A 14,740-nucleotide genomic window follows, 5' to 3' on the forward strand; every position below is an offset into this window, starting at 1 on the left:
GGGATCGTCACCGCCTTCATCGGCGGGCCCGTGCTGCTGGCCATGGTCATTCGGCGCTCAGAGGCGGGGGCGCAATGAGGCTGAATCCGCGGCGGCACCGGGATCGGCAGGATCATCAGGGCCGTCAGGGCGTCCGGTCGGAGACCGCCCCCTCCGCCCCCTCCGCCTCCCACCGCCTCGGCCCGCCGGCCTCGCAGCAGCGCCTGCCCCTGGGGGCCGGGCGGGCTCTCATGATTCACCGCCGGGCCCTCGTGGTCACCGGCCTGCTGATCCTGGCGGCCCTGGCGGTCATGGGCATCATGCTCGTGACGGGAGCCTATGAGCTCTCCGCCGCCGGTGCGCTGCGAGTCCTGGGAGGACAGGGCAGTGATCTGGACCGCTTCATCGTGCTCGGCCAGCGCCTACCGCGGGCGATCGCCGCTGCGCTGGTGGGAGCGATGCTGGCGCTGTCGGGGGCGATCTTCCAAAGTCTGTCGCGCAACCCTCTGGGGAGCCCCGATATCGTCGGCTTCACCACGGGCGCCTCCACCGGGGGACTGGTGGTTATCCTGCTGAGCGCCGCCTCCTCCACCCTCCAGATCGCCACCGGCACGATCCTGGGTGGCTTCGCCACCGCGGCCGTCGTCGTCCTGGTGGCTCTACGGCGCGGAGTCGGCGGGGAGACCCTGGTGCTGGCCGGTATCGCGCTGTCGGAGATGCTCTCGGCCACCAACGACTACTTGATCTCCCGAGCCACGATTCAGGATGCCGAGGTGGCCAAGGCCTGGCAGTACGGCTCCTTCAACGCCATCACCTGGACCCAGGTGCGCCCGCTGATCCTGGCGGCTGTCGTACTCCTTCCCCTGGTCGTCTGGCTCACGCGGCCCGCAGGTATTCTGGAGCTGGGCGACGACGCCGCCACCGGCCTGGGGCTGAGCACCGCCCGGGTGCGCGGGGCCATGCTCGGCTACGGCGTCGTCCTGGCCGCCGTGTGCGTGGCCGTCTCCGGGCCGATCGGCTTCCTGGCCCTGGCGGCCCCGCAGCTGGCGCGGCGGGTGAGCCGGACCGCCGGGATCACCATGGCGGCCTCGGCGGCCATGGGCGCCCTCGTCCTGGCCGGGGCCGACCTGCTGGCGCAGCGCCTGCTCTCCCCCTTCCAGATCCCGGTGGGGCTTCTTAGCGCCGCCTGCGGCGGGCTCTACCTCATCTGGCTCCTGGTGATCCCCTCCGAGCGCATGGGTGGCCGCGAGTCTCCCGCGTGAGTCCGGGTTCGGGAATCGAGTGGGCGGCGTGGTCGATGCTCGGTCGCGGCCCGATCCGGCGCGTGCCCGTCCGAGTCGCCTGTAGAGCCCGTTGTTCCGAAACGCCTATAGCGCAAGGCTTCAACTCATTGAATCCCTGATCGGGCCGATCCCCCTTCGGGGTTGAGGTTGCGCATGCATACGACCTGATAGCGGCTCGGGGCGGGACGTGTCCAAAACGGAGGAGATTAAAGCACCGTTGGTCTCGGTTCCCACGGGAAACTCGGCTCTAACGCTGCTCTGGACAGCGCGTTTGATTCTCTGTCTTCTTGGTGGCGGGTGAAAAATCCTCCGTTTTGGACACGACGAGGCGAAGCTTGTTCATAGAGCCGTCCACGTCCTGTGTTTCTGTGGGTCAGGACCCGCTGGCACGACGCTGTGGATGACTCTCACTGCGGGTGCAGCCACTGATCTTGGCGACAACATGCTCGTGCTCATGGCCGTCTGGCTCGCTCGGCCCGCGGGCATCCTGGAGTTGGGCGATAGTACCGCGACAGGCCCGGGACTGGGGGCGCCCGGGTGCGCGAGACCATGCTCGGCTAGACCCTCGTCCTGATCTGAGCCGGTCAGCTCGCTCAGCGCCTGTTCGCACAGCGACTGCTCGCTCCCTCCTTCCAGATCCCGGTGGGGCTGCTGTCCATTGCATCGGGCGGCCTCCACCTCACCTGGCTGTTGGTGATCCCCACGGAGAATCCCTGAAACCCCTGAGCATCGCACCAGGGCGGAGCCCGGGCTGAAGGTCGCTGACGTCGGCGATTGCGTGGCCCATGAGGGCCTTGTGGAGTAGCGTCCACGGTGCTCGCAATACTGCAGCGAGCCCTGCTGCCCAGCTGAAAGGACCGTATGCCCGGCATGCCCAGCACTGACCATGACCTGGAGGTAGCCCCCGGCGAGGAGCAGGACGTCACCAAGCTCGAGCTCTTCTTCGATCTCATCTACGTCTTCGCCGTCTCCCAGCTCTCCGAGCACCTCCTGGACAACCTCACCTGGCGCGGCGCCCTGGAGACCCTGGTGATGTCCCTGACGGTCTTCGGGGTGTGGGCCACCACCACCTATGAGTCCACGATGGTGCTGTCCAGACGGCGTACGGCGCGCTACCTCCTGATGGGCGTGATGGTGATCGGCCTGATCATGAACGCCTCCATCACCCGGGCCTTCGAGCACTCGCCGTGGATGTTCGTCGCCCCGCTGCTGGCCATCCAGATCGGCAGGCCGCTGCTGACCCGGCGAGTGGACGTTCTGCCCGCCATGCGTCTACACCGCATCAACATGGTGGTGTGGGCGGCGGTCTCGGCCGTGCCCTGGGTGGTGGGCGCCCTGGTCGACGAGCACAGCCGCCTCGTCTGGTGGGCGGCGGCCGCCGCCATCGACCTGCTGGGCATGCGCCTGCGTCACCCGGTGCCGGGCCTGCCCGTGCCCGGCCGCGACGAGATCGACTTCGACCTGCCCCACCAGATCGAGCGCTGCCAGCTCTTCCTCATCATCTGCCTGGGCGAGGCCATCCTCACCACCGGCAACGCGATCATCCACGGCCTGGACGAGCCCTTGGTCGTGGCGGCCGGAGTGACCTCCCTACTCGTCATCATCGGCGTGTGGGCGCTGTTCTTCGGCCCGGCCAATGAGGAGCACGTCCTGGCCCCCATGACCTCCGAGGCCCACGGCGACGACCCGGCCGCCAACGTCTCACTGGCCGTCCTGGCCACCAACGGCCAGCAGGTCCTCGTCCTGGGCATGGTGGCCCTGGCCGTCGGGGCGGAGGTCGTGGTGGCCGAACCGGCTGAGCCGATCGCGCCGGCGGCCGTCATGGCGCTGTTCGGCGGCATGGTCATCTGCGTCACCGCGTTCTGGTTCTTCCTCACGCGCTCGGCGGGCCGCAGCATGTGGGTCAGCCTGGCGGCCTGCGATGCCGTCCTCATCTGCGCTGCGGGAGTGTCCGTGCTCGCTGGCCTGTCCGGGATCGCGGTGATGGGGCTGCTCGTGGTCGTGACGGCCTCGACCGCCTGGGGCTTCAACCGGGAGGCCCGTCTTCTGGCTCGATAACGGGTCGCCCGTGCGGGCCGGAGATCGGCTGACAGGGGCGAACGGTCGGCAGTGATGGGTGCTGTCGAGTGCGCGGGATTCTCGTGCCCGGGTCATTCGGTCGCTCAGTCACTCAGCACGCTCGGCGGCGCTCTCCTCCGCGCCCGCTCGGCTCCGGCGTGCGGCCGAGTCGCGCTCGCGCCGGGGTACGATGCGCACCTCGACGGCCTTGATAGCGCACCACAGCTCCTGGTCGACGGCGATGCCCATCTCGGCGACGGCGCCTGCGGTGACCGCGGCGCGGATGGTCTGCCCGCCGGTCAGGCGCACCTCAACACTTACCAGGGCGCCGGCCCGGTCCACTCCGGTGACTCTGCCCGCCAGGACATTGCGCGGCGAGCCCTGGGGAGGCTCCCGGTACATGGCCACGGCGTCCGGCGGCACCAGGGCGATGCCGGGCCCGCCGAGGCGCAGGCTCTCGCGGCTCCCACCGGCTCCCTCGCCATCCCAGCTATCGCCGTCATCGCCGCCGTCGCTTCGAGGGCGCCCGTGAACAACCTGTCCCTCATCCAGCTTCAAGGCCGGACTCTCGTCGTCGCCTGCCAGCCGCCCGGTCAGGACCGCGGTGCCGGTAAGCCTTGCGGCGAAGTCCGAGACCGGCGCGGCCAGCACCTCGGCTGTGGTTCCGCGCTCAGCCACCCGGCCGTTCTCCAGGACGACGACGTCCTCGGCCAGGGCGGTGATGTCCAGGACGTCATGGGTGACCAGCAGGACCGTCAGCCCCTCCTCCGCGGCCCGGCGCGCCACCAGGCGCCGCATCTCCCGGCGCGCGGTGACGTCCAGGGCCGACATCGGCTCGTCGAGGACCAGCAGGCGCGGGCTCGTCGCCAGGGCCCGGGCGAGCGCCACGCGAGCCGCCTGCCCGCCCGAGAGCTCGGAGCCCCGACGAGCGGCGAGGTGCTCAACTCCGGCCGACTCCAGTTCGGCATGGGCGCGCTCGCGGGCGGCGCCTTTGGTGACATGGCGGCAGCGCGGCCCGAAGGCGACATTGTCCAGGACGCTCATGTGGGTGAAGATCCCCGGGGCCTGGGACAGCAGGGCGACGTCGCGACGACCGGCGGGCACGAAGCCGCTCGGGCCATCCAGCTCCCGCTCGCCCAGGAGCACCCGGCCGCCATCGGCGTCGAGCAGGCCGGCCACGACCCCGCAGACGGTCGACTTGCCCGAACCGTTGGGGCCGATGAGGGCGAGCGTGCGTCCGGCCCCGACCTCCAGGTCCGCGGTGACATTCCGTTGGGCGGAGGCGAAGGAGACGTGGAGATCCAGGCCGCGGGGCGCGGTGGGGACGGGGCGGGAGGCCGTCGTCGAGCGCGGCGATGACATCTGGGCGCGCCGAGACGGATGCGGCAGGCGGCGCACGAGCTCGGGCCAGGAGATGTTGGTCGCCCCCACGATGAGGAAGGACATGGCGATGAGCACCACCGCCAGTGCCAGAGAGGTCGCCGTGTCGTTCTCCCGCTCCAGATAGATCGCCAGCGGCATGGTGCGCGTCACCCCCTCCTTGGAGCCGGCGAAGGCGATGGTCGCTCCGAACTCGCCCAGGCTCCTGCCCAGGGCGAGTGCTGTGCCGCGGGCCAGGGCCGGTCCCACCAGCGGCAGGGTGATGCGCGTCAGCAGCGTCCACGGGCCCGTGCCCAGAGTCCGGGCGATCGTCTCGACGTGGGTGTCGCGGCTGCGCAGCGCGGCCTCGAGGGTCACCACGAGGTAGGGCATGGCGACGAAGACCTGTGCGATGACGACGGCCGTGGTCGTGAAGGAGATCTGCACGTCCATGACGCTCAGGGTCCGCCCGAGCAGACCCCGCTTGCCCAACGTCGCCAGCAGGGCGATTCCCGCCACTACCGGCGGCATGGTCATCGGCAGCACTGCGAGCACGCGGCCCACGCGCACGCCTCGCCACTGCCGCGCCAGCAGGAGCGCCAACGGCACGCCGAGGCAGACCGAGATCGCGGTGGCGATGGCGCAGGTGCGCAGCGACAGGCCCAGAGCGCGGGTGGCCGCCTGCGACGTCAGCAGCGTCGGCAGCTCTGTCCAGGCCACGCGCGTGCCCAGTCCGACGAAGGGCAGGACGATGGCGCAGGCGCCGAGCACGCCGAGTGCGAGCACGGGCAGCGGAAGCGGCGAGTGGGCGGCTCGTGATTGGCCGCGGCGCTTGCCGGAGCGGGAGGCGGACCCCGGCTCGGTGGCGGCACCGGGTTCGGCCGGGCGGGTGGAGGCGCGGAGTGTCACGTCATCAAACCTGTCACATCATGTGGGCCGGCGTCCGAGCGGGACGCCGGCCCAGGCCGGGGTGAATTCTGGTGAAATCTGGCGAATCAGAGGGGGGCGAGTGCAGTGCGGCCGGCCCCCTCGGTGCGGCCAGTGCGGCCGGCCCAGCCAGCCCAGTCGGCGCAACCCGCACAGTCGGCCGGGCTCAGTCGGCTGAGCAGGTCAGGTCGGCCCAGCCGGCCCAGCCGGTCGAGCGCACTGCCGGCCGTCAGTTGGACTCGCCGGACTCAGCGGGTTCGGTGGCCTCGGTGGATTTCTCCATCGCCGGCTTGGTCGCGGCGGCCGAGTCGGCGGGAGCCCCGAACTTGTAGGTGTTCTGCAGGATCTCCTGGCCCTTGTCGGAGAGCACGAAGTCGACGAAGGCCTTGCCTCCGGCCTCGTTCTTCGAGGAGGAGGTTGTGGCGATCGGGTAGTGGTTGACGACGCCGAGATCCGGGATCGTGATCTCCTCGGTGCCCTTGGCTGTCGCGGCGTCCGTGACGTAGACGATCCCGGCATCGGCCTCGCCGGACTCGACCTTGCTCCGCACGTCACTGACCTTGGTCTCCTTCGAAGCCGGATTGGCGAGGGTGACGCCGGTGGTCTCCTCCATCTTCTTGGTCGCGGTGCCGCAGGGGACGTGGGACTCGGGGTCGCAGATGACGAGGTTGACGCCCTCGGCGTTCAGGGAGTCGTCGAAACCGGTGATGCCGGCCGGATTGCCCTCGGGGACGATGATGCTCAGGGTGTTAGTGGCGAACTCCTGCGGATCGCCCACGAGCCCCTGGCTGACGGCGCTGTCCATGATGTCGGTGTCGGCGGTGGCCAGGACGTCCGCGGCCGAGCCCTCGGACAAATTGGACAGGAGCTCCTGAGAGCCCAGGAACTCGAAGTTGACGGTGGCGTCGGGGTTGGCCTCTTGGAAGGCGGCGCCGATGTCCTCATAGGCCTTCTTCAGCGAGGCCGCTGCGAAGACATTGATCTCTCCGGAGACCTGTTCGGCGGCCGCTCCCGAGGAGGCGGCGTCGGAGGCCTCCGTCGTGGGGGTGGAGGCCGAGCCCCCGCAGGCGGCGAGCGAGACGGCGGATAGGAGGGCGACGGCGGCCAGGGCCGCGCGACGGTGCATGCGCATGGAAGTGGTCCTTTCGTCATGGGTCCCGTGTGACAGAGGGCCTGTGCCGGTTGGCGGTGAGCTGAGCAATGACGGCTCGCAGCCGACGAGCGGCCGGCTAGTTGTTGACTACCGGCCGACTCAACGTCGGGTCGTGGTTGGCTGCTAACCGATTCAGAGTCTCATGTGGCCGGGCCAGATGAAAAGCGAATGAGTTCGGGTGTCCGAAAAGTTTGGAGGTCGGCATCGTCGCGAGTTGATCGAGCGCGTCCGAAATCCCTCTGATCTGGTGCGGCCGGTGCGCGCATGTCCTGTTGGCCCGCGGTCAGGCGGACCGATCTCGGTGCGGAGGTGCTCGGTTGGTTAACACCGCTGTCAGGGGCGGTAGGCGCTGATGCCTGGGTGAGCCGGGATGCTTGACACGCTCTGCAGGACTGCTGCCCTGCACTCTGTCGGTGTCCGCGTGGTCTGCGTGGGCTGGGGGTGGTGGGTGTTGCACACTCGCGCGTGCTCTGCGTCGGTGGGAACCGCGGAATCATGCGGGACAGCAATGTCAGTAGCGGTCACGGTTCCGCTCCCATGTGCAACACCGACGACAACCACGCCCCACACCGAGATCGGTCCACTTCCGGCACGAGATCGGTCCAGGTCAGCCCGGCCAACCCGACGTCGAGGCACGCACGACAAGCTCGAGGGCGAAGGCCGCATGCCGCACCTCAGAACCATTGGCGAGCAGCAGGCCCGCAGCAGCGCAACCGATCTCGGTGCGGAAGCGGACCGATCTCGGTGGAGTTGGCGGCAGTCGGTCAGGCGCCCTGCGAGGGGGTGACGTCGTCGAAGCCCTGGTTGCCGGTTCCCTGGGTGCGCACGGGCGTCCATCCGCGGCGCGGAGCGGCGGCGGAGGTCGCCCCCTCCCGCGAGCGGTAGACGACGTAGGGCCTGGTCATGTACCCCACCGGGACGCTCACCACGTGGACCAGCCGGGTGAAGGGCCAGATGGCGAAGAGCAGCAGGCCGGCCACGATGTGCAGCTTGAACACCGTCGGCACATCGGCCATGAGCTCGGGCTGGGGATTGAGCAGGAAGATCGAGCGGAACCACGGGCTGATGGTCTCGCGGTAGTCGTAGCCGCCGTGCAGACCGCCCAGCAGCTGGGTGGAGACCGTCGCCCACGCTCCCAGGCAGATCGGCACGAGCAGGAGGACGTACATGATCTTGTCGTTGGTCGTCGTCGCCAGGCGCACGGACTTGACGACGATCCGCCGGTAGATCAGGCCGCCCAGGCCCACCAGTGTCATGATTCCCGCCAGCGTGCCGGGAATGACCGCCATGAGGTGGTAGACGTGCTCGGGGATGCCGGCCGCCTCGGTCCAGTCCTTGGGGACCCCCAGGCCCATGCCGTGGCCGGCGGCCACGAACAGGATGCCGAAGTGGAATAGCGGGGAGGACCAGCGCAGGATCCGCGACTCGTTCCACTGGGAGGATCGGCTCGTCCAGCCGAACTGGTCGTTGCGGTAGCGCCACACCAGTCCCGCGCCCAGAAGGAAGAACGACACGTACGGCAGGGCGATCCACAGGAAGTACTGCTCGAAGGCGCTCATGATCGGGACTCCTGTGATGCTGCTCGGGGCTCGGGTAGGGAAGCCGCCCGGGCCGGTTCTGAAACGTCTGAGGCTTCCGCGACTTCTGCGGGACCGGCCGGGTCGATGGGGCCGCCGGCCGCTGTGGTCGCTGCGTCCGCTGCGGTTGCTGTATTGAGCGGGCCGATCGGGCTGAGCGAGCTGATCGGCGTCGAGGGGAAGGGCAGCATGTCCGTGACTCCGACGGTCTCAGTGGGCGGTCCGGCGGCTACCAGTGCCCGCACCCGATCGGCCGTGGCGGCGTCGATCTCGGGCAGGGTCATGGAGATCGCCTCCACCAGGTGGGCGTAGGGGGAGCCGGCGTCCACCAGGGCGCTGCGCAGCACCTCAATGCCCTCACGATGGCTGGACAGCAGCGTCTGGGCGATCTCGTCGCCGCTGCGCGCGGACAGCTCCAGCACCACGGGCAGGTAGTCGGGCAGCTCATCGGCGGCCATCTCGTAGCCGGCCGCCGCCAGCGCCTGCTTGAAGGCCAGCAGCGCCGCCCCGCGGTGACGGGTGTCGCCCACCGCGTAGTAGGTCAGGTACAGGCAGCAGCGCCGCCTCCGATCGAAGGTCTCCACGTAGTGCTCGGCCAGCACGCGGGCGCCCCAGGAGCGAGCAGTGGCCACGAACTCCTCCACGGGGGCGGCGACCGCTGCGGGCGGGGCATCCGGGCCGGTCAGGGCGGCCTCGACCGCCTCCAGCCGCGCCTGAAGGGCGTCCTCGGCCGGGTAGTCCAGCAGCAGGGAGGCGGCCATGTGCACCGTCGCCCGCTGCGGCGCCGTGAGCGCCACCCGCTCGGGCGCCGCCAGTAGGCGCGGCGCCCGCACGAAGGAGGGCGTGCGGACCCTCGTGGGGTTTCTCTTGGGGGTTCTCTTAGGGATCATGGTCGGCCGCTTCCGACCGGGGAGCCGACCTCGACCACGGAGTCGATTCCGATCCCGGCCCCGGCCTTGTCCGGGCCCGCGGCCGGCACCGGATCGCGGCGCACCGTCGGCGTCGGCAGGAGCACCGGAGTAGAACCCGGCCGTCCGTGGAAGGAGGAGACGTCGGAATGGCAGCCGGCCGGGGCGCCCTCGCCCAGCAGCGTGCGCACGTCCGCGCCCATCGCCTCCATGCCGCGGGGGATCTCCGGCTTGGAGGTGGGGATGACGTAGCGGTCGTCGTACTTGGCGATGGCCAGTAGACGGTACATGTCCTCCAGCTCCTGTCCACTCATGCCCACCGAGGCGGCGATGGCCGGGTTCGCCTCGCGCTCCAGACGCACCTCACGCATATGGGAGCGCATGGCCGCCAGGCGGCGCAGGGAGCGCTCGACCGGGTCGGTATCCCCGGCGGTGAACAGTCCGGCCAGGTACTCCAGCGGGATGCGCATCTCGGCCACGGCCGTCAGCAGCACCCTGTGGTCCTCGCCGTCCAGTCCCGCGGCCGCGACCTCATCGACGAGGGGGCTCAGCGGCGGGATGTACCACACCATCGGCATGGTCCGGTACTCGGGGTGCAGCGGCAGGGCCACCTCGTAGGTGGTGATGAGGTCCCAGATGGGCGAGGCCTGAGCCGCGGTGATCCAGGTCTCGGGCACGCCCTCGGCGCGGGCCGCCCGGATGACGTCGGGATCGTGCGGGTCCATGAGGATCTCGCGCTGGGCCATGTAGAGGTCCCGCGGGTCCTTGACGGCGGCGGCCTGGGAGACGCGGTCGGCGTCGTAGAGCAGGACGCCCAGGTAGCGCAGGCGCCCCACGCAGGTCTCCGAGCACACGGTCGGCTGGCCGATCTCCAGGCGCGGGTAGCACAGGGTGCACTTCTCGGCCTTGCCGGTGGCGTGATTGAAGTAGACCTTCTTGTAGGGGCAGGCGGACACGCACATGCGCCAGCCGCGGCAGGCGTCCTGATCCACCAGGACGATGCCGTCCTCGGTGCGCTTGTACATGGCGCCCGACGGGCAGGCGGATACGCAGGTGGGGTTCAGGCAGTGCTCGCAGATGCGCGGCAGGTAGAACATGAAGGTCTGGTCGATCTGGTGCTGGACCTTCTCGCTCATGCCCGCCAGGACCGGATCGTCCGCCAGGGTCTCGGTGGAACCGCCCAGGTCGTCGTCCCAGTTGGGTCCCCACTGGATCGTGGGCATGTACTCGCCCGTGAGCTGGGACTTCGCCCGGGCCACCGGGAGGGTGGGGGAGTCCTTGGGCGCGGACAGTAGACGGTCGTACTCGTAGGTCCACGGCTCGTAGTAGTCCTCGACGCCCGGCATGTCCGGGTTGGAGAAGATCTGCGCGAGACGGCGCAGACGACCTCCGGAGCGGGGCACCAGGCGGCCGCCCGGGGTGCGGGTCCAGCCGCCCTTCCAGCGCTCCTGATCCTCCCAGCCGCGCGGGTAGCCGACGCCGGGACGGGTCTCGACGTTGTTGAACCACATGTACTCGGTGCCCTCGCGGTTCGTCCACGCCTGCTTGCACGTGACCGAGCACGTGTGGCAGCCGATGCACTTGTCGAGGTTCATCACCATCGCGATCTGGGCCATCACCTTCATCAGAAGGTCACCTCCTGGTTGCTGCGGCGACGGATGAGGGTGACCTCGTCGCGGTTGTTGCCGGTGGGGCCGATGTAGTTGAAGGCGTAGGACAGCTGGGCGTAGCCGCCGGCGAAATGGCTCGGCTTGAGCACGATGCGGGTCAGCGAGTTGTGCGTGCCGCCGCGGCGCCCGCTGGTCTCGGTCACCGGGGTGTTCATGGTGCGCTCCTGGGCGTGGTGCATGAAGACCATGCCCTCGGGGATGCGGTGGGAGACGATCGCCCGAGCCGCCACGATGCCGTTGCGGTTGTAGGCCTCGACCCACTCGTTGTCCCTGACCCCGATCTTCTCGGCGTCGGCCGGGCTCATCCAGATGGTCTGGCCGCCCCGGCCCAGCGTGAGCATGTGGAGGTTGTCGTAGTACTGGGAGTGGATCGCCCACTTGTTGTGGACCGTCAAGTACCGCACCGCCACCTGCGCGGTGCCGACCGGCGAGGTGGAGACCGATCCAGGTGCGGCCTCGCCGTACAGGGAGGCGTAGTCCAGCGGTGGCCGGAAGGCGGGCAGGGCCTCGCCCATGTCCCGCATCCAGTCGTGGTCGAGGTAGTAGTGCATGCGACCGGTCAGGGTGTGCCACGGCTTGGCGTGCTCGACGTTGACGACGAAGGCGGAGTAGCGCCGCCCTCCATGCTCGGAGCCGGACCACTCGGGCGTGGTGATGACCGGCTGCGGCTTGATCTGGGTGTCGGCGAAGGTGATCTGCTTGCCGGCCTCCTCCTCGCTCAGCTCGATCAGCGGAGTGCCGGTGCGCTTGGACAGCGTTCCCCAGCCCTGGGTGGCCAGGCGGCCGTTGGTCGCCCCCGACATGTGCATGACCGCGTCGCCGGCCTTGATCGGGGTATCGACGAGCGGGCGGTTCTCCCCGGCGCCGCGGCCGGTGCCGTGGGCGCGGCGGAGCTTGTCCATCTCCTTGTCGGCGATCAGCATGATGCCCTTGGCCGGGATCCCCGGCTTCTCCACCAGCGGGCCGATCGTGTCGAACTTGTTGAGGATCTGGGTGTAGTCGCGTTCGACGGGCACCAGCTTGGGCATGGTGACCCCCGGCACCCACTCCTGCGGCAGCGAGGAGATGTCGCCGTGCGGCATCGTCATGGCGTCGGGGGTGTCGTGGGTCAGCGGGACCGCGACGACGTCGGTCTGGGCGCCGAGGTACTGCGGCGCCCAGGCGCTGACCATGGCGGCCAGCTGGCGGTAGATGTCGAAGTCGCTGCGGGCCTCCCACGGCGGGTCGATGGCCGCGTTGAAGGAGTGGATGAAGGGGTGCATGTCCGTGGTGGACAGGTCGTACTTCTCGTACCAGGTGGCCGCCGGCAGGACGACGTCGGAGTGCAGCGTGGTGGACGTGTTGCGGAAGTCCGCCGTCCACATGAGGTCGAGCTTGCCCTCCGGGGCCTTATCGCGCCACGTCATGGACACCGGCCGGCGTCCCGGAGGCGTCTCGGCGGCATTGACGTCGCCCCCCGTGCCCACCATGTGGCGCAGGAAGAACTCAGTGCCCTTGGCCGAGCTCCCCAGCAGGTTGGTGCGCCAGGAGGCCAGGATGCGGGGGAAGTTCTCCGGGGCGTCGGGGTCCTCCGCCGCGAATCGCAGCTGGCCGCGCGTCAGCTGGTCCACGACGTAGTCCTTGGGTGCCATGCCGGCGTGCCGGGCCTGCTGTCCCAGCAGGAGGGGATTGCGGTTGAAGGTCGGGTACGACGGCGTCCACCCGCGCTTCATGGCCTCGACCATGGTGTCCGAGACGGTCTTGCCGGCCAGCACCCCCGGACCCAGCGGGGAGGCGAGGCGCTCGGCGGGAGTGTCGTCGTAGCGCCACTGGTCGGTGGTCAGATACCAGAAGCCCGTGGAGATCATCTGGCGGGGCGGCCGCTGCCAGTCCAGGGCGAAGGCGAACTGCGCCCAGCCGGCGATGGGGCGGACCTTCTCCTGACCCACGTAATGGGCCCAGCCGCCGCCGTTGACGCCCTGGGTGCCGCACATGGAGGTCAGCGCCAGAATCGAGCGGTAGATCTCATCGGCGTGGTAGTAGTGATTGATGCCCGCGCCCATGAGTACCTGGGAGCGGCCCTTGGATTCGACGGCATTGGTGGCGAACTCGCGGGCCACGCGGATCATGGCCGGTGCCGGCACGCCGGTGAGCTCGCTCGCCCACGCCGGGGTGCCGGGCACGGTGGCGTCGTGGTAGTCCTCGGGCCACTGACCCGGCAGGCCCGCCCGGTGGACGCTGTAGTTGGCCAGGAGCAGGTCGTAGACGGTCGTCACCAGACGGCCGTCGGACAGGCGGGTGGCGGGCACGCCCCGGTGCAGGACGCCGCCGCCCACAGAGCCGGTGGGCGTGGTGGAGCCGGGCAGGTCGAAGCGGGGCAGGAGCACCTCGACGCCCTCGACGGGCGAGGTCGTGGTGCCCAGCTCGGCGATGCTCATGATCGGGGAGATGCCCTCCATGAGCAGGTTCCACTTGCCCTCGCCCTCGGGGGTGAAGCGGTCGGCCAGGGTGCCGCCGGGATCGGTCGGGCCGCGATCGCGGTCCCACACCAGGGGCCGGAAGTCGTTCTTCGGCTGCCCGTCGGCCGTGCCCGGCACGCCGTCCGCGGTCAGGAAGCGGCCGGGAACGTACCCGCCGCCATCGGGCGAGGCGTCGAGCTCCAGCAGGAAGGGGGAGTCGGTGTAGCGCCGCATGTACTCCATGAAGTACGGCTCGTGGCGGGCGACGTGGAACTCCTTGAGGATGACGTGACCCATGGCCATGGCCATGGCGCCGTCGGTGCCGGGGGCCACGCGCAGCCACTGGTCGGCGAATTTGGTGTTGTCCGCGTAGTCGGGGGAGACCACCACGACCTTCTGCCCGTGATAACGGGCCTCGGTCATGAAATGGGCGTCCGGCGTGCGGGTCAGGGGCAGGTTCGAGCCCCACATGATGAGGTACTGGGAGTTGTACCAGTCGCCCGCTTCGGGGACGTCGGTCTGGTCGCCGAACACCTGCGGCGAGGCCGGGGGCAGATCGGCGTACCAGTCGTAGAAGGACAGCATGGTGCCGCCGATGAGCTCGTGGAAGCGGCCGCCGGCCCCGTAGGAGAGCATGGACATGGCCGGGATGACCGAGAAGCCGGCGCAGCGGTCGGGACCCCAGGTGCGAATGGTGTGGACGTAGGCCGCGGCGATGATCTCCATGGCGTCGTCCCAGCCCACGCGCACCATGCCGCCCCTTCCGCGGGCGGACTTGTAGGCCTGTGAGATCTCGAGGTTGCTGGTGATATCGGCCCAGGCGGCCACGGCGTCGCCGTCGTGACGCTCCTTGGCATCGCGGAAGGCGTCGAGCAGCACGGAGCGCACATAGGGGTAGCGGATGCGCGTGGGCGAGTAGGTGTACCAGGAGAAGGCGGCGCCGCGGGGACAGCCGCGGGGCTCGTACTCCGGCATGTCCGGGCCCGTGGTCGGGTAGTCGGTGATCTGCTTCTCCCAGGTGATGATCCCGTCGGTGACGTAGACCTCCCAGGCGCACGAGCCGGTGCAGTTCACCCCGTGGGTGGAGTGGACCATCTTGTCGTGGCTCCACCGGTGCCGGTAGAAGGTGTCGGCCTCGCGACCGCCCGTGAGGAAGAGACGGCGGGCGTCCGAGCTGGCCCGGCCGCGACGCAGGTAGGAGCCCAGGGCGAACAGCGCGGGGGTGTTCTCGACCTGCTTGTCGGGTCCGTCAACGAGAGGGTCGGTGAAGGTGGTCATCGATGGTCTTTCACTGTGATGGTCAGCGGCTGTCGGTTCACTGGGGGCGGGCCGATATGCGCCCGGGAGGGGCGCCGCCCGGACGCTCCGGACCGGCCGTCCCGCCGTCG

General features: G+C 69.6%; 9 protein-coding genes. 2 read left to right on the plus strand and 7 right to left on the minus strand.

Going from position 1 to position 14,740, the window contains the following annotated elements; genetic code table 11:
- Positions 1-239: hypothetical protein (locus W5W_RS16775; RefSeq protein ID WP_238533358.1), on the minus strand; the 239-nt coding region annotated here is incomplete at its 3' end.
- On the opposite strand from W5W_RS16775, the gene W5W_RS0113290 reads away from it, so the two are divergent.
- Together W5W_RS0113290 and W5W_RS0113295 are read left to right on the plus strand one after the other, a co-directional pair.
- The gene (locus W5W_RS0113290) at positions 231-1,241 is read left to right on the plus strand and encodes a FecCD family ABC transporter permease (RefSeq protein ID WP_232611850.1); all 1,011 of its coding nucleotides are present in this window, start codon (positions 231-233) and stop codon (positions 1,239-1,241) included. The two genes, W5W_RS16775 and W5W_RS0113290, sit on opposite strands and share 9 nt — an antisense overlap.
- Before the next feature lie 891 nt (positions 1,242-2,132).
- On the plus strand, positions 2,133-3,320 hold the full coding sequence (locus tag W5W_RS0113295; RefSeq protein ID WP_238533359.1) for a low temperature requirement protein A: 1,188 nt from the start codon (positions 2,133-2,135) through the stop codon (positions 3,318-3,320).
- Between the two features lie 108 nt (positions 3,321-3,428).
- Here W5W_RS0113295 and W5W_RS0113300 read toward each other — a convergent pair whose 3' ends face one another.
- The 6 genes from W5W_RS0113300 to W5W_RS0113325 form a co-directional block, all read right to left on the minus strand.
- A complete protein-coding gene (locus W5W_RS0113300; RefSeq protein WP_017195749.1) occupies positions 3,429-5,588 on the minus strand; it encodes an ATP-binding cassette domain-containing protein in 2,160 nt (719 codons plus the stop codon).
- A 247-nt stretch (positions 5,589-5,835) separates the two neighbouring features.
- Positions 5,836-6,738 carry a molybdate ABC transporter substrate-binding protein gene (gene modA / locus W5W_RS0113305; RefSeq protein WP_017195750.1) on the minus strand — a complete coding sequence of 301 codons (903 nt, stop codon included), beginning with the start codon at positions 6,736-6,738 and terminating at the stop codon, positions 5,836-5,838.
- Positions 6,739-7,523: 785 nt separating this feature from the next.
- Positions 7,524-8,318 (minus strand): respiratory nitrate reductase subunit gamma, encoded by a 795-nt coding sequence (gene narI / locus W5W_RS0113310; RefSeq protein ID WP_017195751.1) that lies wholly within the window; start codon positions 8,316-8,318, stop codon positions 7,524-7,526.
- Complete coding sequence (gene narJ / locus W5W_RS0113315) at positions 8,315-9,226, minus strand: nitrate reductase molybdenum cofactor assembly chaperone (RefSeq protein ID WP_238533360.1); 912 nt, start codon at positions 9,224-9,226, stop codon at positions 8,315-8,317. The genes narI and narJ overlap by 4 nt, the downstream gene beginning before the upstream one ends.
- Positions 9,223-10,869 carry a nitrate reductase subunit beta gene (gene narH, locus W5W_RS0113320; RefSeq protein WP_017195753.1) on the minus strand — a complete coding sequence of 549 codons (1,647 nt, stop codon included), beginning with the start codon at positions 10,867-10,869 and terminating at the stop codon, positions 9,223-9,225. Before narH ends, narJ begins: the two co-directional genes overlap by 4 nt.
- The gene (locus tag W5W_RS0113325) at positions 10,869-14,630 is read right to left on the minus strand and encodes a nitrate reductase subunit alpha (RefSeq protein WP_017195754.1); all 3,762 of its coding nucleotides are present in this window, start codon (positions 14,628-14,630) and stop codon (positions 10,869-10,871) included. The genes narH and W5W_RS0113325 overlap by 1 nt, the downstream gene beginning before the upstream one ends.
- Between the last annotated feature and the right edge of the window lie 110 nt (positions 14,631-14,740).

It is taken from the genome of Actinomyces massiliensis 4401292 (genome assembly GCF_000269805.1).
In the GTDB taxonomy this organism is placed as follows: Bacteria; Actinomycetota; Actinomycetes; order Actinomycetales; family Actinomycetaceae; genus Actinomyces; species Actinomyces massiliensis.

Coding starts and splice junctions, on each gene's coding strand:
- modA (WP_017195750.1), bottom strand. CDS start 6,738: ATGCGCATGCACCGTCGCGCGGCCCTGGCCGCCGTCGCCCTCCTATCC.
- W5W_RS0113295 (WP_238533359.1), top strand. CDS start 2,133: ATGCCCAGCACTGACCATGACCTGGAGGTAGCCCCCGGCGAGGAGCAG.
- narI (WP_017195751.1), bottom strand. CDS start 8,318: ATGAGCGCCTTCGAGCAGTACTTCCTGTGGATCGCCCTGCCGTACGTG.
- narJ (WP_238533360.1), bottom strand. CDS start 9,226: ATGATCCCTAAGAGAACCCCCAAGAGAAACCCCACGAGGGTCCGCACG.
- narH (WP_017195753.1), bottom strand. CDS start 10,869: ATGAAGGTGATGGCCCAGATCGCGATGGTGATGAACCTCGACAAGTGC.
- W5W_RS0113325 (WP_017195754.1), bottom strand. CDS start 14,630: ATGACCACCTTCACCGACCCTCTCGTTGACGGACCCGACAAGCAGGTC.
- W5W_RS0113290 (WP_232611850.1), top strand. CDS start 231: ATGATTCACCGCCGGGCCCTCGTGGTCACCGGCCTGCTGATCCTGGCG.